Origin of the sequence: Haloquadratum walsbyi C23 (assembly GCF_000237865.1) — an archaeon.
GTDB classification, from domain to species: domain Archaea; phylum Halobacteriota; class Halobacteria; order Halobacteriales; family Haloferacaceae; genus Haloquadratum; species Haloquadratum walsbyi.
Map to the genome: position 1 here is coordinate 1,792,427 of NC_017459.1, position 19,181 is coordinate 1,811,607.

Below are 19,181 nucleotides of genomic sequence, written 5' to 3' on the forward strand. Positions count from 1 at the left end.
AAGCGAACGTTTATTCGCCTCCCGAGATCGAACAATAATATGGATGACGGACGATCAGACTCAGATATAAATATCAATGAATCAAGATCAAATATGAGTGAAAGTGTTGATTATCGAATAACCGGTCACGATGATCGCTGGGAGCGTGTGATTGATGATATGTCGACTACAGCGACCGAGTACCGCAACGCGGGGTGGGAGACTCTTGAGTTACATCCAGGTGATATACTCCCGATACCACCGGAAGATGGGACTAATGAGACAAGTCTCACTTCCTCAGATGGCACCGATTACACACCCACAACAAACGATACTACTCAGAATGAATCTGAGCCACACGCACGTACCGGATTAGAGATTATCATTCCTGATAATGAATTCAGCCAACTTAGCGATATAACAAGCAATAAAATATTTGATGAATATGAATCCTTCCGGGCAGAGAGAGGAGATATATTATTTGTAGTTGTTGCGATCAAAGCATCGGCTGATGATACTGTTGTGTTTGTGCCACTTTATTATCAATCGAGTGATGCACAGCGGATGGCACAGCGCGCGATGACACGCGGTAAAATCAGTCTATTTGTCCGACCTCTCAACAATGATCGTCAAGTTGTGTTCTCACAGTCAAATCCAGAACTGCTGCTCCCGGCTGAGTTTGAGACGTGATGTTAGACATTCATAGATAAGTTTAAATTCAATCCACGCAGTGTTTCCCAGGTAATAATTATGACAATAGTATTCATTACTCTAATTAACTCGGCGCACTCGCATTGCTAATGCGACTCCCCCAATGATTGACCCACCTCCAACGCTGCCGTATAATGCCCACTGACCAAGATTGAATGGTGTCGTCCGCATTGATTGTACCCGCCGCTGGTGATACTCAGCGTATGTTACGTTCTGACACGCAGCAACTGTTGTTTGATTCAATGGTTGTCGCATCAGACCAATCCCACCATCGACAAGGCGGGTATCATTAGCAAGTTCTCCGCAGTTACGCTGGAGGTTCTCATGCGCTGTCTGTGTCGAGGTCGACAGGTTTGCATATGTGATACCCACGAGCACAGCAATCCCAAAAAGAACGATGAATGAGCAAATACCAATTGCTTCCCAATCGATGCTCGTCTTTGCACCGATCTCTGTGGTTGATTGATCATCGTTCATTTTATTATTCCCGTTTGTGGGTGTACTGATGACAGCTATTTGTTGACATCGTTCTGGCTTATGCAGATGATATCCTCCGACGTACTCATCTAGATGAATTCTCTTTCGTGTTATTGCAGATATAACACAACGCACAAATCTATTCCGACAGAGTACTTGACGATGAGTGGTGGGCAGAATTCAGATGCCGAGGCATCAATAAAATGTATCGATACCGATATTGATATCGATGTATTCCGTAATCGACTAATCTCATGGTATGAGGCTGAGCATCGAGAGTTTCCATGGCGAGAAACCGATGATCCTTATGCAATCCTCGTCTCGGAGGTGATGAGTCACCAAACACAACTTGATCGCGTCGTCGAAGCCTGGAAAGACTTCATTCAACGGTGGCCGACGGTTGAGGCACTCGCTGGGGATAGTCAATCTGCAGTTGTCACATTTTGGAGTGAGCATGCACTTGGCTATAATAATCGCGCAAGCTATTTACACGAAGCAGCGAATCAAGTTGTTGACGAGTATGATGGAACAGTTCCAGCTGATCCTGATGAATTACTTTCGTTGATGGGTGTTGGACCATACACAGCAAATGCCGTTGCATCATTTGCGTTTAATAATGGTGATGCTGTTGTTGACACGAATGTCGAGCGTGTTCTATACCGTGTGTTCAAACAGATTCGGCAAGCAGATGATCCACCATATGAACAAACTGCAAGCGCGTTATTGCCAGTAGAAAGATCACGTACTTGGAATAATGCGATTATGGAACTTGGCGGAGTTGCCTGTAAAAAAACACCACGATGTGATGAGGCTAATTGCCCGTGGCGGCAGTGGTGTCACGCGTATCAAACAGGCGATTTCACTGCGCCTGATGTGCCGACACAACCGTCATTTGAGGGAAGCCGTCGGCAGTTTCGTGGTCGGATTGTGCGAACACTCGGGGAGCATGGGGAGTTGGCACTTGATACACTTGGTCATCGGATTCGTGTTGATTATAGCCCAGAGGGGACGCACGGTCGCGATTGGCTTTATGAGATTGTCACAGATCTAGCGGATGATGGACTTGTGAATATACAAACATCAACTGCTGGAACAACTGAGACAGAATCAGCCAGTATGAGTCAAAGCGACGGAAGTGAGACTTTGTCGTCGATCTTTGTCAGCCTTCAGTCCTGAAAGCCACTCTCGATCTTGTCGACAACACTGTATCACTGCAATGTGATACCCTACCCTACTCCGTTGTCGCTCCGGTGAGGGTGGGGCTTCTGTGCTCTCGTATCGGACTTTCTGTTTCAACGACGAAATTTGAAACCAACTCGTCTCGATGACGAACACCCTCAGAGATTCCAGTCGCCGACAGACCTTCTGAGTCGGACCGTCCCAGCCCTACATTCGAAACCGCAAGAAGAGATCTCTTTTTTCTCGAAGTCCAAGTCCACTCCCACTCCCAAATCGTTCAATCCAAAATGCTGAATCTCTATCGATGCATTCTGGTCTCTATCTGTCTCATAACCACATGATGAACATGAATGCTCTCGAACTCATAACGGCTTCTCCGATTCGACACCGCACTTCGCACACTGCTTCGTCGTCCCTTCAGGTAGAACTTCCACTATCACTATGTGACACCCATTCTTTTACCGTGGTATTCAAACTCTTTCCTGAGCTTGTACCACGACATCGACGCAATATTTTGATTGTTCGCATTCTGTCGCTTATGTATTATAATTAATAGACGGCTGTATCCCCTCACTCGTTCGTTTCACTCACTTCTTGAGGGAGGGGACTTAGCCTCGTAATTATTAAATCATACACCCCAAATTATGTTATATGTTTATTCTTGAAATAACAGGCGAACCGCTCCCAATTGCAGAGACTGGTGGTGTTATACTGATAGTTGGCATCGCAATGACAATTGGATGGTTAGCGTATTTATATCGCTAGCGACCTCTTCAATAACTGAATTTAGGACCTTCTTTTTGAATCTACAGATATCAAGACGAGTGCCTCGGGGCTTTGATGTTGATGAGACCCCAATGGTGAAGCCGACATGAACAGTTATCACACCACATGTCTTATCAAAAGATACAGCTAGAAGATCTCAAAGACGGATTAAAGATCTTCATCCGATGCTGGCTGCGACAGTCTGGAACTGTGGACTCTCTCAACATCCGCCACTGGCGGTGCGACGAGGGTTTCAACGGGGGCTGGTGGAGGCCGAGTCCCCAACTCCCACGGACGCACTGCGTGTTCGGGTGTTACTTCCAGCCGACTCCTCACGGAGAGGGTCGGGAGGAATGAAATTCGCCTGCGGGTGCGGTGCTGACCCAAAACAGTGAATCATCGGGCTTGTCCCCGAGATACTTCACGCAGTCGAGCAGTTTAGTCTCATGTAATCGAATGATGCGACAGAGGAAAGCCGTCTCACCGTCAGATAAAAAAGCACTCCTGAGTCTCCGGTCGGTTTATCTGAGAACTTTCGTTATATCTGAATTGAACTTTATTGCTCATGCTGTCTCATCGTCGGTGTCTGCCAGTGAAACGCGCGCTGTGAGCCATCGTCGAGCGGCGGCAACTGCCTCAGGATCAGTGCTTGTTAGTTTTACTCGAACACAGTCACCTGGATAGCTTCCGACTGTCACTGCAAACTGCTCTCGTAAATCTGCAATCCGATCAATTAATTCACTTTCATATTCGTCAATTGCAACAATTTCTGTTACTGTCTGCTCGCCTGAGAACTCCGCCGCAACAGATTCAAACATAGCTTGCATCTCTGCTGGGACCCCCGGAAACGCATATATCGATTCAACAACTGCGCCGGGAGCAACACCGACTTCATTCGGCAGCATTCGTGCACGGGCTGGAAGCGCAGTTGTCCCATCAGCAAGGTCATCGGAAGCATACCCTTTCTCAGCGCTTAGCCACTCTTTGGCAGCATCATGCGGTTCAACTGATCGACCGACAGCCGCGGCAATTCCTTCCATCGTGACATCATCATGCGTCGGTCCTAATCCACCAGTTACGATTACTGCATCACATTCTGCATGGTACTCATTCACAACACGAGCGATATCGCTAACAGTATCAGGAACGGTTGTTATACGCTCAACAGTAACACCGTGATCTGTCAATTGTTCACAAAGCCATGCAGCGTTTGTGTTGATAGTGTCCCCAGCCAAAATTTCGTCTCCAACTGTGACGACTGCCACGCGCATGTATTTAATAGCAATGAGGTATACAAAAGAGACTCGGGAGTCAGAATTCAGCACTTACAGATGAATATTACCTATAATCGTGAACAGGTCATTATCCCATTCCAGGCGGAGGACCATCATCAAATTCATCATCATCATCGGTTTCGACTTCGAGACCCATTTCAGTTCGCTGAGCACGTAACCGCTGGATTTGCTGTCGATATCGTAATAATCCACCGAGACCGACGAGTAGTACAAACGCAGCAATCCCACCAAATACATACAGATCGCGCTGGAGATAGAATCGGACGGAAACGATTTCAGTGCTTTCATCAATATTTGCCCACTGAAGATGTAATCGATCTTCAGTATCGATCTCTGTTTCATATCCGCCAGGTGAAGCCGTCCCGAAGACCGGAATATCGATACGGCGGTTTGGAGGTAGGATAATTTCATAGCTGCCGTCAGCATATGTTGGGAGGCTGAATCGCTTACGACTCCCACCACTTGTAAACGCGATTTTACCCGTTTCGTCAGGGGCGTCTGATGGAAGTTCAATTATCGTCTCAGCCTGTGTTTGTCGAATTTCACCACCTCGCTCTCGGATCTCTGTACCAGTGATTATTTCACCACCAGGATATCGATAACGCACAGCAGAGATTGATAATGGATTTGTCCCCCCGAATCCATCATTACGGAAGAGCTGGATTGATGAGTCATTGACCGTAATAATGGTTCGAAATTTGGTGTTCTCTTGGATTGTAATGTGTGTGCTTCGGTCGTTCGTCCATTCATACGACTCAGCTGGCTCACTATCAATCTCCTCAGCAGGGATTGGACCAGTCCCAATTCCGAGACATCCACTCAGTACCCCAAGGAATGCAAGTGCACAAACCGCGAGAAGGAGTCGTCTGTTCATGTTATTAGTCTCATTTTATATCTGCCGTATTGGCACGCTTAGAGATGTAATTGAAACGGGGCATGTCGGCATGCAGAGAGTACACAGTATTAATCCTCCGCTCGAGTCCAACTGTATATAACACACGTTATGTTCAGGTAAGGACGCATTTCAATTCTGCGCGTATATATGATCCAATACTTGCAATTAATCCAGGAGGGTCGGTATCTTCTGTGCAAATAACACTTTGTTCAAGTAATCCAAGCCGGTCTACAGTTACAATATCGTCAGCATGACCAGCGCGATTAATTGTTGCTCGGACCTCTCCACGCGTTGCACTATTTACATTCACACGACCGGCACCTGTTTCTCGCGTCCACTCATACAATTTATCGCGGGTTGAGTCAGCCAATCGTGGTGTTTCACCAGCCATAAATCGAAGCGGCGTGTGCTGGACAATACCAAATCGGTCACGGACCTGTGTTGGTGATCCCTGTCCAAGTCCAAGTTCAGAGGCGGGAATCATGACATATTCACCCCCAACGTCAAGTGTCCATCCGCTTTCATCCCATGAATCAAGTGTCCCAATGTATATCTCCCCATCAGTTCGTTCTGTAGATGCGTGAATTTCTCCCCATGTCTCTGCAAGGAGATTTGATGCAGCCGTTGCATCTGCTCCAGTGAGCGTGACATGAATGAATGCGTCATCACGAATATCAATACCCCAGGAAACAGTGAGTTCGCCAATATCATTCTCGATCAGTGATTCCATGCTATCAAGCGCACGATCGCGGGCACTACCGTCGATATAACACTTTGTTCCAAGAATGACGTTGGCACGGTCAGTGTCAGTGTCGGTGTCGGTGTTAGTGCTAGTGTCAGGGCTATCGTGGGATTTGGCATTACTTTGATCTGCTGTTTGTATATTCTCTGTAGGATTATCTAGTGATGAATCAGTCGAGTTCGAGTTGGAATTGGAGTTAATATTAGCTCTGACACTGTGATTGAATAGAGATTCAGACTGATTTATAGTATCTCTTGAGATGGGGATTTTATTATCCATCAGACGGTTTGTGTGACACCGACATTGAGTTCACTTTGAAGTGAATCAATCCGGCGTTCCATCGCATCAATCATCTCTTGATTCTCAATCGGCTCAAGTGGCGCACCTGTTTCAGGACACTGGAATCCAAGTTCCATTGCCTCAGAGAATTCAAATCGAATCCCAGCCGGTTCTGAAAGATAGAACTCGTGGCTGCGCTCATATTCAAGCCGTTCTTCGAGCGCATCAAGCAGACGGTACATCTCAGATTGAAGATTCTCTGGGATATTTTCATAGTGAAAAGTCCATAAATACGTAAGCCATCCGGAATCTTCATCACGGACTCGACGGTATGTAGCGAGGTCATTCTCATACAAGATAAATAATGCTCGCCGAACGTCATTGAGTTCAAGCCCGAGTTCCTCAGCAAGTTCTTCATCTGTTACCTCTCCATCCGGCGGAGCTGCCGCGACTGGCATCCCAGTGGGTCCAACCAGTTCATGTAGGTACTTCTGAATAACAGGATCGTTTAATAACTCATCAAAGGCCATTATCTAATTGTCTGCTATTCAATCGTTTTAACCTTGTGGATGAGTGTATCGTTATCGAAGTTGTAAGGCTCAAACCCTGCGTTTCAGGACGGAGAAGGTGTCACCTAGTATCTTGAGCAAAAATCGCGTCCCTGATTCTCGCATTGAATTGATCAAGACCGCTCCTCAGGTTGTTTTTCAGCACTCATTTCATCTGCCTCTGTTGTTAGCTCAGCATCAACCACACGCTTCCCACACGCCTGTGGAACAACAACATGTTCAGCACCAGCCCACTCCTGTTCAAGTTCCTGCCCCATGAAGAGTCGATCAAGAAAAACTGCAAGCCCTGCAACCTCCGAATGTGGTTGATTTGTTACAGCAATATTCCAGTCTGCCCATTCATACACATCAGATGGGACTTTTTCACCACCGATGATAATAAGTAATGGCTGATGATGAAGACATGTTTCGCGAATCACCTCCGTAACATCCTGTACGCGCTCTCCATACATCGTGAGATGGATAACTGTCCCTGACCATTCACGGATTGTCGTATTCAACCCGTCTGTCCGCTCAACGTCGAATGGACCACCGAATCGAGAGACAATATCTGAAACTGTTTCTGCAGATTGTGTTGCATTATCCGGAAATATTACTTGATCTGCACCAAGTGCACGTGCGGTGAGTCCAACATGCGTTGTCATCCGATCATCTCGACCAGGACGGTGTCCGTATCGAAGAACGGACACATCATTTTCACAGGACTGTTTCATATCTTCAGACAATCATGACAGAGGTTAACCGCTGTCGGTCACCAGGCCTGATACATTCAGTGAGACCGGTGTTTTTATTTTTGTTGGATCTCCCGATGTCGATCGTATTTGATAGCGGGGGTGATATATCATCAGTGCTATCAGTATACTTACCTGATGAAATAAATTCGTGATTAGTTGTCTTGCCTGAGGGATTGAACAGAATACTTAGTAATATGTATATCGACAGGTCATACATGAATTGTACCGTTATTGGTGGAGGGATCCAAGGTGTCTCTACTGGAATTATTCTTGAATATCTCGGTCATGAGACAACAATCGTGAGTGATGCATTCGCATATCTCGATGGACCGGACATCCCAACGGTTGCAACAGATTATGCAGCCGCATCAATTTATCCAGTCCAAATTGCCTCAGAGTATACCGAAGATGAACTCATCAGACGATCAGAATCAACGTTCAAGCCATTTTATGATACTGAAGGGGTTCCCGTGCGAAAACATAGACATTTCTATATTTATGAGGACTCACATGATGAGTCATTACCAGATCGAATGGGGGTGCAACCGATTGAAGAATATAATAAATATACGCCATCGCGGACAGGCTGCGATATTCGCGGAGGCTACACGTGCGAGGAGTACTTTGTCGAAATGCCAGAGTATATTCCGCAGTTATTCAAAACATATAATCGACTTGGCGGTACATTGACTCAACGAACGCTCACGGCGGCTGATATACCTGATCTTCGTGGCACGGTTTTTAATTGCTCAGGATATGGAAGTATGGAGCTTTTCGATGATACATCAATGCGAGCGATTAGAGGTCATATTCTCACATTGCCATATGATGGTGAATTCCCGCTTCCATTCTCATATACTTATACACCTACTACTGATGAATATGGTCATTATGCATACATGTATCCACGTGAAGACACAGTTCTCTTCGGTGGATCCTATCTAAAGGGAGATATAATCAACGGGGAATGGGACGGTGAAACACCTAAAAAGCCGATGACCATTGATGGAGAGACGATTCCTGAGCGGATATATACAGTCAATGCGGATATAATGAGTGATCACGATTCTGTGTCACTTGATAAATCCAATGTAAGTGCAAAACAGGGATATCGTCCATACCGGTCTAATGGAATGCGTGTCGAACAGGATGCGGATGGAATAATCCACAATTATGGTCACGGTGGGAGCGGCGTATCAATGTCATGGTGGTCAGCAATCAAAGCGGTCAATTATATGACCGATGTCGATACCTCTGTGTTATCTTCAATCGCGACTGCAGTCGGACAAACAGCCGAGTGACGGTGTCGATGAGCCACTTCGGAAAGCATTCTTAGAGGAGAAAGCACTTGAATGCCGTTACCAGACACAGAGACACACACGTAATTATGGAAACCGAGACAGAGACTGAATCGAAAATAGAAGCAAAAGCAGATAATCATCTTGACACTGACGCTGGCATTGATCTTGATATCTCAAAATCTCTTACTCTCCGTAATCAGACAATCGTTGTGACAGGCGGGGCTGGTCTTGTTGGATCACATCTTGCTGAGCGTCTGAGTAAAGCAAATGACGTAATTATTGCAGATGACCTCTCAAAGGGGACTCGCGATCAGATTCCCGATAATACAGCATTTGTCGAAGCCGACATGACGGATTCAAATGAGGTTGAGTCGGTGATTACATCAGATGTTGATATTGTGTTTCATCTCGCTGCATATACAGACACAAACTTTGCAGAACCACGACAGTTGTTTGAGGAAAATAGTGATATGACATATAATATTCTTGAACAAGCCGCAGCAGTCGGCGTCGATGGTGTTGCGTTCACCTCCTCATCAACTGTTTATGGAGAAGCCCCGCGACCAACTCCCGAAGATTATGCTCCACTTGAACCAATTAGTGTGTATGGAGCGTCGAAACTCGCTGATGAGGGACTCTTATCTACATATGCACATACAAAGTCATTGACCGTGTGGTGTTTTCGATTTGCGAATATCGTTGGACCAAGACAGCGCGGAAACGTAATTCCTGACTTTATCCAGAAGCTTCTCGCGGAGCCTGAAACGCTCACAATACTTGGTGATGGTCGTCAAGAGAAGTCCTATCTATATGTGACAGAGTGTGTCGATGCAATATGTCATATCGTTGAATATACCGATGAGCCAATGAACATCTATAATATTGGGACAGAGACGACAACGTCAGTCACAAAAATCGCTGATATTGTCTCAGACGTCATGGATCTTGACCCAACATACAACTACACAGGTGGTGACCGTGGATGGGATGGCGACGTTCCACGAATGCGTCTTTCGGTTGAAAAGCTACGGAAAATTGGCTGGAATGCCGACACTGAGAGTGACGCCGCTGTCCGACATGCCGCCAAGGAACTATATAAGGAATTGAACTAATTAAATATCATTTTGATTTGGTCATCGTTAATTGAAATAATTGTGCTGGTGATTGGATTCTGGCTCATTCATAAATAGATCTGTTGTTAGGGTGTTAGAGAAGAGTTGCCACGGTGTTTATTCCACGATCTCACAGTCGAGTCAACCGTGAGAGTCTGCGTGGTTATTGTTTCCCGCTTTTATCCTCAATGCCGATGAATCCAGAGGGAGGATTTTCGTCCTCGAAATACGATCGAAGGGCGAGTTTCGTCCCGAGATAGGATGCTCCAACGAGGACGGCGAAGACGATTGGAAGCCAGAAGAGAACGAAAGCAAGTTGATTAACCATAGCAAGTGCTCACGTCTGTTTCTGATATCTCTTTTGAATAGGTGCAATTGAGGCCTACGTTGACTGCACTCAGCGATTCCAGCTCGGGTGTGTGAAGTCTTCTCTAACACCCTCCTATTGTACTTGTCTATCTGATTTTGATGATATGAATTATTACATAGAGAGCGGTATCGCTTTCAATACTCATATCATACACTAGATGTGCAAATCGTCGGGTATGATACGAGCGCGCCGGGAATGTATCTGAGCCATGTTGAACCACAAGCGGATGGACTAAATTCATTAAACGAGGTTGAGTTTATCTCGCTCGCTCCCGGGACCGAACTTGCATATACGCTCGGACAACGCCACTGTGCGGGTGTAATAACCGACGAAGGTCATTATTCTTGTAGAAATACGTCAGCACCGCACTGTCGGGAACACAACTCAACGTGGGTCTGTGCAAAATGTACTGGAACGTGTCTCAAGGACGAGATGGACTGCTATGAGCCACATGCAATTTATCTTGCTGTTTTCGCTCCAGATATACACAAAGTAGGAGTAACAAAACAATGGCGGCTCACTCAGCGTCTCGTTGAGCAGGGCGCGGATTATGGAATTCATCTCCAGACAGTTTCTAACGGTCGCATTGCCCGTGAGCGTGAGGCAGAAATCGCAACAACTGCGTCAATTACTGATCGGATTCGCGCGGTAACAAAGCATACAAGCTTGTATCAAGATGTCGATGAATCTGCAGTAGCCACTCAATTAGCCGATGTCAAGGCTGAGTCAGCCATTGAATTAGACATCGGGTCCCAGGCTGGGATAAACACATATATCGAAAGTCTTCCAGAAGTTGATTTGTCTGTCTCTGAGTTGATGACAGAGGCAGTTGCAGATAATAGAGATGAAATAAAAGAAAATCCTGACCCACCTGCAATCTATCGACTGGGATATGATCTTAAACTTAGTGACCGTCCTGTCTCTGAAACAATTGCCACTGGAACAGTCCGTGGAATAAAGGGGCGATTGATAATACTCGATTATGCTGGGAGCACATACACAGTTGATATGCGTGACCTTGTTGGTCATATAATAAACTCAGGAACGACTACACGAAATCTCCAAGCAAGCCTTGATGCATGGAAATGATGCTTATAACATTTCATCGCTGGACTACCCGCCCTATCGTGCACTCACTCCAGTCACTGCGTTGCTGTTTGAGGATGGAGATTTGACCCGTAGATACTAAATCAAGTGGAGCGATAATATCTGATTAGTGATACAAAATAATAGGTGTAGTATTCAACATGACACTTGGAATATCAACAACCATTTCCAATCTGGGGGAGAACTGATGGTATGGCTGATGATTCAGAGGAGTCCGTCGACACAGACCCTGAGACTAACCACGAAACTGAATCAGGAGATGATACCGCGGACAATGCAAGTGCTGACACTGCGGACGCTGATGAGGATGAAAAATCATTCCGTGAGCGAGTCGAAGAAATTCGCCAGCGGCGTGCTGAAGAGCGCGAATCGGGTGAGCGACCGGAGCCTGATGAGATGATGGGTGGTGGCGGCGGTGGTCCAGGCGGCGCCCCAGGCGGGATGGGTGGCATGGGTGGCGGCGGTGGCGGCGGTGGCGGCGGTGGTAATCCATTTGCACAGATGATGAGCGGAATGATGGGCGGCGGTGGACCAGGAGCAGGAGCAGGTGCTGGTGGACCAGGTATGGGTGATGGCGACGATAGTGATAATGAGGAAGTTGTTCGTGAAATACGACAACTTCGTGATGAAGTCCGAGATGCAACCCGGCAGCTGCAACGAATTGCCCAGGCTGTTGAGGATCTTACCGATAATTAAAAAATCTGTGATAAGAACTACTGGTGCTGTTGTATTCATCTGCAGATGTGAACTACCCTACTCTCCTTGCTGTCGGTGATGACTCTGTGAAGCGAGGCTTGCTGTCTCTACGGTGCATTTTGTAGCAGTAACCGTAGTTCCCACAGATATCGAAGTCTGTATCGCTGTTCCACTGGGTTCGGAATGACCCATTTCGTAAAAAGCTACAAGAAAAGTTTGTATTCTAGCACCGACCTGAATGGCTCTTATGTGTGACAAATTATATAATGAGCTGCTGAAGATAACAAACACAGAGAATCGTTCAGTATGTATAATGTGGGTCAGCATACGCAAGTGTATCAAGGAGAATCGTTTGGAATCGGTCAGTGTCTATCGATTTAATCACACGCGCATTTGATGGATAACTCAACACATCAAGTTCATCAGCGAGCGTATATCCACGAGTTGGACCGCTCCGGGAATCGACAGTAATGTGACATTGTGTTGCAGTCTCAATTATATCTGGATTAAGTACTGTTGCCATTGTGACCGAGTCTGGATGGGTCGCAGTATCATCATCGTGATCAGTTGCATTGTTCTTTGATTCTTGATTAAACTGGCGCACTGGCTGTATAATAGTCGAATAAAACGAAGCTAATTCGGTATCCATCTGCGCTACCTGCTCGAAGGTATCTGGACCAAGCTTTGCATCCCTCACCGTCACTCCCCAGTCGATAAGTGTGATTTCGAACGCGTCGATAACCATTGCTGCTGCATCAGGGTCAACCCAGAAATTATATTCTGCTGCGGGAGTGACGTTACCAATCGTATTAACAGCACCACCCATGCACACAACCTGATCAAGTAACTCAGGCAGTTTTGGTTCAAGTTGTAGTGCAAGCGCAAGATTCGTCAGTGGTGCAATAGCGACGACTGTTATCTCACCAGGATTCTGTCGAGCTGCTTGGATAATATATTTGACCGCGTGGATATCTCCAGATGGAATATTTGTCTGTGGAAAAAGCGATCCACCTAATCCTCCCTCACCGTGCACATGTTCGGCGTGATCGTGGCTTTTCTGCAACGGACTTTGCGCACCCTCATAAACGGTTACGTTATTACCGACACCCGCCGCTTGAAGTGTATATTTTGCATTTTCAACCTGCCGGTTAAATGTGACATTTCCAGCACAAATCGTCACAGCTTCAAGCTCAATCTGATCAGAGAGTGCAGCGAGGACTAAGGCCTGTGTATCGTCACCGGCGGTATCCGTATCAACAATCACTCGAGTCCGGTCAGTATCATCCATCAGCAGATATGGTGTCTCAAAAGACAAACCGCTATTGGTTAATACAGCGCCTCAGCGTCCAGCTCTTCGACGATAATGTATAACGAAACAAACTCTCTAGGTTTCCATCTATCATATCTGTTTCGAGCAAAATTAGATCAGAGTAATGATATTGTATCATTTAGAAATCTGTTGATATAGTGATAATAAATCATCAACAACGCGGGTGACACTCAATTTTGAGCGGTAATCTAAACATCCATGCATAAATCGGTTATAATCTGTAAGTATTTCAATAACTCTTGCTCCACATGCTGCTGGATTATCAGGCTGGTAATGTCGTCCAGTGATTCCATCTTCAATTGTTGATGAGAGCGCACCGGCATTGACCCCCACAACAGGAGTTCCGCATGCAATTGCCTCCAGAGCAACAAGTCCCTGCGTTTCGACCGGACTCGGAAACATAAATACATCAAGCATGGAGTAAAATACCGGAAGTTCTTCACGTGCGAGGAATCCAAGAAAATGGACGTTTAATCCAAGCTTATCAGCCAATAGCTCAAGTTCCTCTCGTGCTGGACCGTCACCACCGAGCACAACCGTCGGCTCTTGATTGAGCGAATCGACATTGAGATCATCAATTAGAGTTTGTTGAGGTATATTATCTCCAGCCGAATCACCGCTGATACTGAATTGATTGATATTTTTGATCTGTGTATTATCTTCAATCGATGCTGTGGCTCGTGGCTCGGCTTCTGCAGTGTCAATGTTCTGTTTAATCCATTCAGCCGCATACAGAAGCTCTGAAAGGTTCTTTTCATATCCATGACGTCCAGTATATCCAATAAGTGGACCAGTGGGGAGGTCATATCGGTCTCGGAATGAAATAGTGGTTGATTCATCTGCCGGGGAAAAAAAGTCAGTATCAACCCCATTAGAAATCACCGCTAACTCTGCGTCGGGATCGATTGATGATTTGAGTCGACTCTGAGCATCATGTGTTGGACAGATGACTGCGTCTGCACGTGAGAGGAACCATTGTTCGTATCCATCAGCTATTGCACTGACGATTCGCTCAACATGCGGTTGAGAGGTGAGATAATCAGCGTATTCACTTGTTGGAGTGTGATATGAAGCAATAAGCGGAACGTCCGCGCGACGAGCCAACCGGACTCCACTTAGACCAACTGCAAATGGTGTATGCGTATGAACAATGTCGATATCAGCTACATCAAGTTCATCAGGAAGTAATGGGAGTCCGAGTCGAAATCCATCGTATAGTGGAAACGGGAGACTGTGGATGCCAAACTCACCTGTTGTTGACTCATATTGGTCTGCAGTTGGGTAGACAATCTGCATTGTTCCACCGCGATCATGCCACTGATCTCGCCACGTTTGAATGGTATATGAAACACCATTGACTGTTGGTAAGTATGTATCAGTAAACGCAACAACGGTGGGGATGCTCATCAGGTTTGATTTACAGAGTATCGGTTAATCGGTTATGGATTCGAGCTAACGGTATCAGAAGCCCAGTTATATTTAAGTTAGTATTAATCAAGTAATTATGTTATGTGATATCTGTGGATGTAATCTCATGACCAGCTTCAGTAGCTGTAATGACTGTTTTGTATGTTTCAGCGAGTTGATCACCGACGCCTTCGAGATCATGCTCATGAGCGGTTGCCTTTGCATTCTCACCAAGACGGGACCGTAAGGTCGGATCATTGACCAAGCAATTAATTGCATCACGGAATTCCGCTTGGGTTTCACACTTCAGACAATCCTCATTATGTGTGTAGAATTCCTCAAAGACAGGGATATCGCGAAGAACAACTGCTTTTCCACAGGCCATCGCCTCAAGGACCGCAATTCCTTGATTTTCATTTTTTGTCGGAAAGAAGTAGATATCCCCAGCAGCGTATGCACCACGGATATCATCAACCCATCCGGTGAAGGTGACATTTGATGGTGGATTGTTTGTCCATCGTTGGACTGTTCTGGAGGCCTGAGGACCGGTATCATATGGTCCAAACCATGCAAAATCATATGATGTTTGTTCCGCTACTTGACAGAATGTGGTCAATCCTTTTCGCTCGAAAACATTTCCAACCCCGAATATGACAGGACCGGAAAGATCGTATTTCTGACGGTATTCTTCACGATATGACTCAAATCCGGATAATGCATTAATATCAACACCGTTCGTTATCACCCGAATCGGTGTTTCGACGGGATATGCCTGAAGGACACTTCGGGTATATTCTGATGGACATAAGAGGAGATCTGCGTGTGAGTAAAACCACTTAAGATATCGTTCGACAACTGGTGCAATTGTCGTCGACCCGCGAAATGATTCCGCAAAATCCTCGCGTGTGATGTGTGCATGGAGGATTAGCGGAATCTCACTCCGAAGTGCATATTGAGCAGCAGCGAATGATCCTGGTCCAACAAGATTACAATGGACAATATCGATATCAGACTCACATCCACGTTCAGAGTCTGCAGTCGAATCGGAGCCATCAACAGCAGAAACGTGAGTATGCGGAGGACTGGAATTGGAATCTGTATCAGAATATTCCTTGTTTGATCTATAGCTGTCACCCGAGTCTTGATCAAGATCAACTGCGGCGGACCAAAGCGTATCTTTGATCCAGTTGCGTGGAGAGAGAGCATTTCGCAGTGATGTATAAATTTCAACATCCGCTACATCGGTTATATTAAGTGCTGCACGTTGGTGGTCAACCGCTGTCCCGATCCCACTGCGGTTAAGCCGGGATTCAAGTTCAAGATAATTCAATACACGCAAGGTCACGTCAGCGCCGGATTTGACTGCAGCGTATTTATATGCCGTTATTCACTTCGAGTATGTTGGACTGACCTCGTTGGTTGAAACTGAACTTATACCGATAAGACGGAATCACGAGTGCAAATATAAATATACTACGGAATGTCTTTTAATGTAGTGAATAGATCTAAGAATGACCATGAGCATTCCTGCCGAGCGGATGAAGCGACTTCATGTCCTTGCTCGTGAGGCAGTGGCTACCGGAAAAAAGGCGCGAGCACGGTCATATGTCAAACTTGCTAGACGGATTGGCGAACGAAACCGTATTAGTCTTCCCCGTCAATTTCGCCGTTTTAGTTGCGATAACTGTGATATTTATCTTCGACCGGCGAAGACAGCACGTGTTCGATTGCAACCTGGCCATGTTGTCATTCGATGTTTAGAATGTGGCGCAACAAAACGCTATCCGCATGAGTGAAATTTAGCCTAACAGTCATGGTTTAAATGATTTATCCAGCAGTCGACAGTGTAATCCTCTTCGAAGCAAATTACAATGCAGGCGTTTATCCATGGATACACAGGCACTTCGAAAGCAAGCACATGATCTAGATATAACCGTGTGGGTTGGGAAAAGTGGAATCGACCCCGTTGAGCCAGAGTTAGACAATCAACTAAAAGATACTGACCTCGTGAAGGTAAAGTTCCTTCGCGCAGCACAGGGTGGCACAACAGTCGCAGAACTTGCAGATGATCTCGCGAACCGGGTAAATGCCCACGTTATTGAGACGCGTGGAAATACAGGCGTTCTTTATCGACGATGAGTATCATATTTGATTTGACAACCACTCCACTGCAGGTCGGCGTTGACCTCTCTGGATCGATTGCACGTTTGTTGACTCGTGCTGGTCTTCCTGAGACAATCGCAGGACTGACTGGACAAGCAATTGCATTTATTGCGGTTTTTGCGCTTATTTTTATTGGCGGTCGAACTATCATCATTCGATTGCTTGAGCGAGTTTTAGACTCTCGCGATATTGAAGCACATGCGCGGAAGCCTCTTCGTCGGATCGTCGTTATTGCTATTGGGTTCGTTGCACTAACAATCGGATTCGGGGCAGCAGGGTATGGAAACTTTCTTCAATCACTTGCAACTGTGGCTGCCGCAGCAACACTTGCGGTCGGGTTTGCACTTCAAGACGTATTGAAGAACTTTGTTGCTGGTGTGTTTATTTATGCTGACCGACCGTTCAAAATTGGTGATTGGATCGAATGGAATGGACATGCTGGAGTTGTTCAGGACATCAGTTTTCGAGTAACACGAGTCCGGACATTCAATAATGAGTTACTGACAGTCCCAAATTCGACACTCACTGATGGGGTGATCAAGAATCCGGTCGCAAATGAACGACTACGAATGCAGGTTCCATTCGGTATTAGTTATAATGATGATATCGATGCTGCTTCAGCAATCATTCATGAAGCGGCTGATGATCATGCGGATATCTTAACGGAGCCTGAACCGACAGTTCGGCTTTCTGAACTGGGTGACTCTGCTGTGACACTTCAATCGCAGGTCTGGATCGATAATCCAAGCCGCGGTCGTGTTGCAAAAGCACGCGCACAGTATGTACAAATGGTAAAAGAGCGGTTTGATCAGCATGAAATCGATATGCCATATCCAAATCGAACACTTGAGGGTGAAGTTACTATTGCAGGGGGCAGTATTGAACAGTCATAATTCGATTTGTTCGACAAGTTGATCCCCACCACGAGTATTGACTGCAACAATTCGGACATACTCTTGTAGTCCCGAATCACGAAGTTTTGCTTTTAGTAGATTATCGACCTGGTATACGCCAGCGGCGTTGATCATCTCAATTTTGACAAGAACAGGGCAGTCCGATCCAGATTGTAATGAGACACGATCAATCGCCTGGCTTGAGAGTGTATCAATCCCCCGTCCGCCTTTTTTATATGGAATCCGCGACCTGCCACGTTCCATATCTAACGCATCAGCAACACGGATGATGCCTGCCTCTGTGGTAAGTGGATCCTCCGCTGTGTGATGGCACAGAATTGCATGTAATATTTCAGCTTTCATACGGACTTGCTGTTCGATATCATAAAAATCGAACTGTGGAAGAAACCGATCGAGAATATCAGCAGCAAGTGGGATTGAATAATATGGGTGCTTATCACGATGAACAACATGACCAACGTCATGTAGCGTCGCAGCAAGAGCGATAATCACTGGTTCATCAGCGCCAGATAATCCCTGTTCTGTTGCACCATTAAATTCGATATTACTAGTTTTTAGGAGTTCATATAATCTAAGCGCACGATTACGAACGATCTCAATATGCTTAGTTCCGTGATCATTATACCCTTTTCGCGTTACCGCATTAACATTTTGAGCCTGTAGATACGTTGTAATCTCGGGGTCTGAAAGAATTTCTGGGAGAACAACATTGAGACGCTCTGTCGGAAACTCATGATCATCATCTGGATCATATTGGCGATCCTCAACATCAACCGAGCCTGATTTAGCCATTACATTGTCTGTATGATACTGAGTATCAAATATCTAGTGGGAGAAATATCAATGCTGTTTGGTTGTCATTGCCGAGGAAATGCCGGCAGATGTGAGGAGCGCTGTCGAGACCGCTCTGCAGAGGTACTAGTCGAGGATAACATATGGTATGTTGTGGAGCACTTCATGATCAACCCCTGAGGTAATCGTCTTCATTATGTGTAGGGGTTGTGAATGACTTCTGCAGATGCTGACTTCTCTCAGTACTCATACCGCTCGTGTTTTTACTGCTCCTCACGAGATTGAGTGCTCGCGTCAACTGCCTCAGGATCAAGCCCCAAAGTATTCGCCTTTATTCGTGATGAATATACACCACAAAACATGT

General features: G+C 45.9%; 21 protein-coding genes. 10 read left to right on the forward strand and 11 right to left on the reverse strand.

Annotated elements, in window-relative coordinates:
* The first annotated feature begins 39 nt into the window (after window positions 1-39).
* Window positions 40-669 carry a DUF7529 family protein gene (locus HQRW_RS07895; protein ID WP_014556183.1) on the forward strand — a complete coding sequence of 210 codons (630 nt, stop codon included), beginning with the start codon at window positions 40-42 and terminating at the stop codon, window positions 667-669.
* An 81-nt stretch (window positions 670-750) separates the two neighbouring features.
* On the opposite strand, the gene HQRW_RS07900 is transcribed toward HQRW_RS07895, so the two are convergent.
* A complete protein-coding gene (locus HQRW_RS07900; protein WP_014556184.1) occupies window positions 751-1,167 on the reverse strand; it encodes a hypothetical protein in 417 nt (138 codons plus the stop codon).
* Between the two features lie 162 nt (window positions 1,168-1,329).
* Between HQRW_RS07900 and HQRW_RS07905 the strand changes: the two genes are divergently transcribed.
* The gene (locus HQRW_RS07905) at window positions 1,330-2,343 is read left to right on the forward strand and encodes an HhH-GPD family protein (RefSeq protein WP_014556185.1); all 1,014 of its coding nucleotides are present in this window, start codon (window positions 1,330-1,332) and stop codon (window positions 2,341-2,343) included.
* A gap of 953 nt (window positions 2,344-3,296) precedes the next feature.
* Window positions 3,297-3,506, forward strand: coding sequence for a hypothetical protein (locus HQRW_RS15555; RefSeq protein ID WP_149031537.1), 210 nt, complete (start codon window positions 3,297-3,299; stop codon window positions 3,504-3,506).
* Between the two features lie 168 nt (window positions 3,507-3,674).
* Here the strand turns inward: HQRW_RS15555 and HQRW_RS07910 are convergent, their stop codons facing one another.
* The 5 genes from HQRW_RS07910 to HQRW_RS07930 form a co-directional block, all read right to left on the reverse strand.
* Window positions 3,675-4,382 carry a competence/damage-inducible protein A gene (locus HQRW_RS07910; RefSeq protein WP_011571720.1) on the reverse strand — a complete coding sequence of 236 codons (708 nt, stop codon included), beginning with the start codon at window positions 4,380-4,382 and terminating at the stop codon, window positions 3,675-3,677.
* A 91-nt stretch (window positions 4,383-4,473) separates the two neighbouring features.
* Window positions 4,474-5,280 carry a DUF5803 family protein gene (locus tag HQRW_RS07915; protein WP_014556186.1) on the reverse strand — a complete coding sequence of 269 codons (807 nt, stop codon included), beginning with the start codon at window positions 5,278-5,280 and terminating at the stop codon, window positions 4,474-4,476.
* 133 nt (window positions 5,281-5,413) lie between these two features.
* Window positions 5,414-6,088 carry a DUF2110 family protein gene (locus HQRW_RS07920; protein ID WP_049892280.1) on the reverse strand — a complete coding sequence of 225 codons (675 nt, stop codon included), beginning with the start codon at window positions 6,086-6,088 and terminating at the stop codon, window positions 5,414-5,416.
* A 233-nt stretch (window positions 6,089-6,321) separates the two neighbouring features.
* Complete coding sequence (locus HQRW_RS07925; RefSeq protein WP_014556188.1) at window positions 6,322-6,852, reverse strand: transcription factor; 531 nt, start codon at window positions 6,850-6,852, stop codon at window positions 6,322-6,324.
* A gap of 152 nt (window positions 6,853-7,004) precedes the next feature.
* Window positions 7,005-7,604, reverse strand: coding sequence for a tRNA (cytidine(56)-2'-O)-methyltransferase (locus HQRW_RS07930; protein ID WP_014556189.1), 600 nt, complete (start codon window positions 7,602-7,604; stop codon window positions 7,005-7,007).
* A gap of 236 nt (window positions 7,605-7,840) precedes the next feature.
* Here HQRW_RS07930 and HQRW_RS07935 point away from each other — a divergent pair, with 236 nt between their 5' ends.
* On the forward strand, window positions 7,841-8,926 hold the full coding sequence (locus HQRW_RS07935) for an FAD-dependent oxidoreductase (RefSeq protein ID WP_014556190.1): 1,086 nt from the start codon (window positions 7,841-7,843) through the stop codon (window positions 8,924-8,926).
* Window positions 8,927-9,012: 86 nt separating this feature from the next.
* Window positions 9,013-10,038 (forward strand): NAD-dependent epimerase/dehydratase family protein, encoded by a 1,026-nt coding sequence (locus HQRW_RS07940; protein WP_014556191.1) that lies wholly within the window; start codon window positions 9,013-9,015, stop codon window positions 10,036-10,038.
* A 163-nt stretch (window positions 10,039-10,201) separates the two neighbouring features.
* Here HQRW_RS07940 and HQRW_RS15855 read toward each other — a convergent pair whose 3' ends face one another.
* Window positions 10,202-10,366 (reverse strand): hypothetical protein, encoded by a 165-nt coding sequence (locus HQRW_RS15855; RefSeq protein WP_158298129.1) that lies wholly within the window; start codon window positions 10,364-10,366, stop codon window positions 10,202-10,204.
* Between the two features lie 201 nt (window positions 10,367-10,567).
* Here HQRW_RS15855 and HQRW_RS07945 point away from each other — a divergent pair, with 201 nt between their 5' ends.
* Together HQRW_RS07945 and HQRW_RS07950 are read left to right on the forward strand one after the other, a co-directional pair.
* Window positions 10,568-11,497, forward strand: a complete 930-nt coding sequence (locus HQRW_RS07945; protein ID WP_231852281.1) for a DUF2797 domain-containing protein — start codon at window positions 10,568-10,570, stop codon at window positions 11,495-11,497.
* Window positions 11,498-11,707: 210 nt separating this feature from the next.
* On the forward strand, window positions 11,708-12,211 hold the full coding sequence (locus HQRW_RS07950) for a hypothetical protein (RefSeq protein WP_011571728.1): 504 nt from the start codon (window positions 11,708-11,710) through the stop codon (window positions 12,209-12,211).
* Window positions 12,212-12,512: 301 nt separating this feature from the next.
* Here the strand turns inward: HQRW_RS07950 and HQRW_RS07955 are convergent, their stop codons facing one another.
* The 3 genes from HQRW_RS07955 to HQRW_RS07965 form a co-directional block, all read right to left on the reverse strand.
* The gene (locus HQRW_RS07955; RefSeq protein ID WP_014556193.1) at window positions 12,513-13,499 is read right to left on the reverse strand and encodes a nucleoside hydrolase; all 987 of its coding nucleotides are present in this window, start codon (window positions 13,497-13,499) and stop codon (window positions 12,513-12,515) included.
* A 156-nt stretch (window positions 13,500-13,655) separates the two neighbouring features.
* Window positions 13,656-14,948, reverse strand: coding sequence for a glycosyltransferase (locus tag HQRW_RS07960; protein WP_014556194.1), 1,293 nt, complete (start codon window positions 14,946-14,948; stop codon window positions 13,656-13,658).
* Between the two features lie 100 nt (window positions 14,949-15,048).
* On the reverse strand, window positions 15,049-16,287 hold the full coding sequence (locus HQRW_RS07965) for a glycosyltransferase family 4 protein (RefSeq protein ID WP_231852484.1): 1,239 nt from the start codon (window positions 16,285-16,287) through the stop codon (window positions 15,049-15,051).
* Between the two features lie 178 nt (window positions 16,288-16,465).
* Here HQRW_RS07965 and HQRW_RS07970 point away from each other — a divergent pair, with 178 nt between their 5' ends.
* From HQRW_RS07970 to HQRW_RS07980, 3 genes are all read left to right on the forward strand, one after another.
* Complete coding sequence (locus HQRW_RS07970) at window positions 16,466-16,744, forward strand: ribonuclease P protein component 4 (RefSeq protein WP_011571732.1); 279 nt, start codon at window positions 16,466-16,468, stop codon at window positions 16,742-16,744.
* 91 nt (window positions 16,745-16,835) lie between these two features.
* A complete protein-coding gene (locus HQRW_RS07975; RefSeq protein ID WP_011571733.1) occupies window positions 16,836-17,087 on the forward strand; it encodes a YhbY family RNA-binding protein in 252 nt (83 codons plus the stop codon).
* Window positions 17,084-18,004, forward strand: coding sequence for a mechanosensitive ion channel family protein (locus HQRW_RS07980; protein WP_014556196.1), 921 nt, complete (start codon window positions 17,084-17,086; stop codon window positions 18,002-18,004). Before HQRW_RS07975 ends, HQRW_RS07980 begins: the two co-directional genes overlap by 4 nt.
* Here HQRW_RS07980 and HQRW_RS07985 read toward each other — a convergent pair.
* Window positions 17,999-18,817 (reverse strand): HD domain-containing protein, encoded by an 819-nt coding sequence (locus tag HQRW_RS07985; protein ID WP_014556197.1) that lies wholly within the window; start codon window positions 18,815-18,817, stop codon window positions 17,999-18,001. The genes HQRW_RS07980 and HQRW_RS07985 overlap by 6 nt on opposite strands.
* Between the last annotated feature and the right edge of the window lie 364 nt (window positions 18,818-19,181).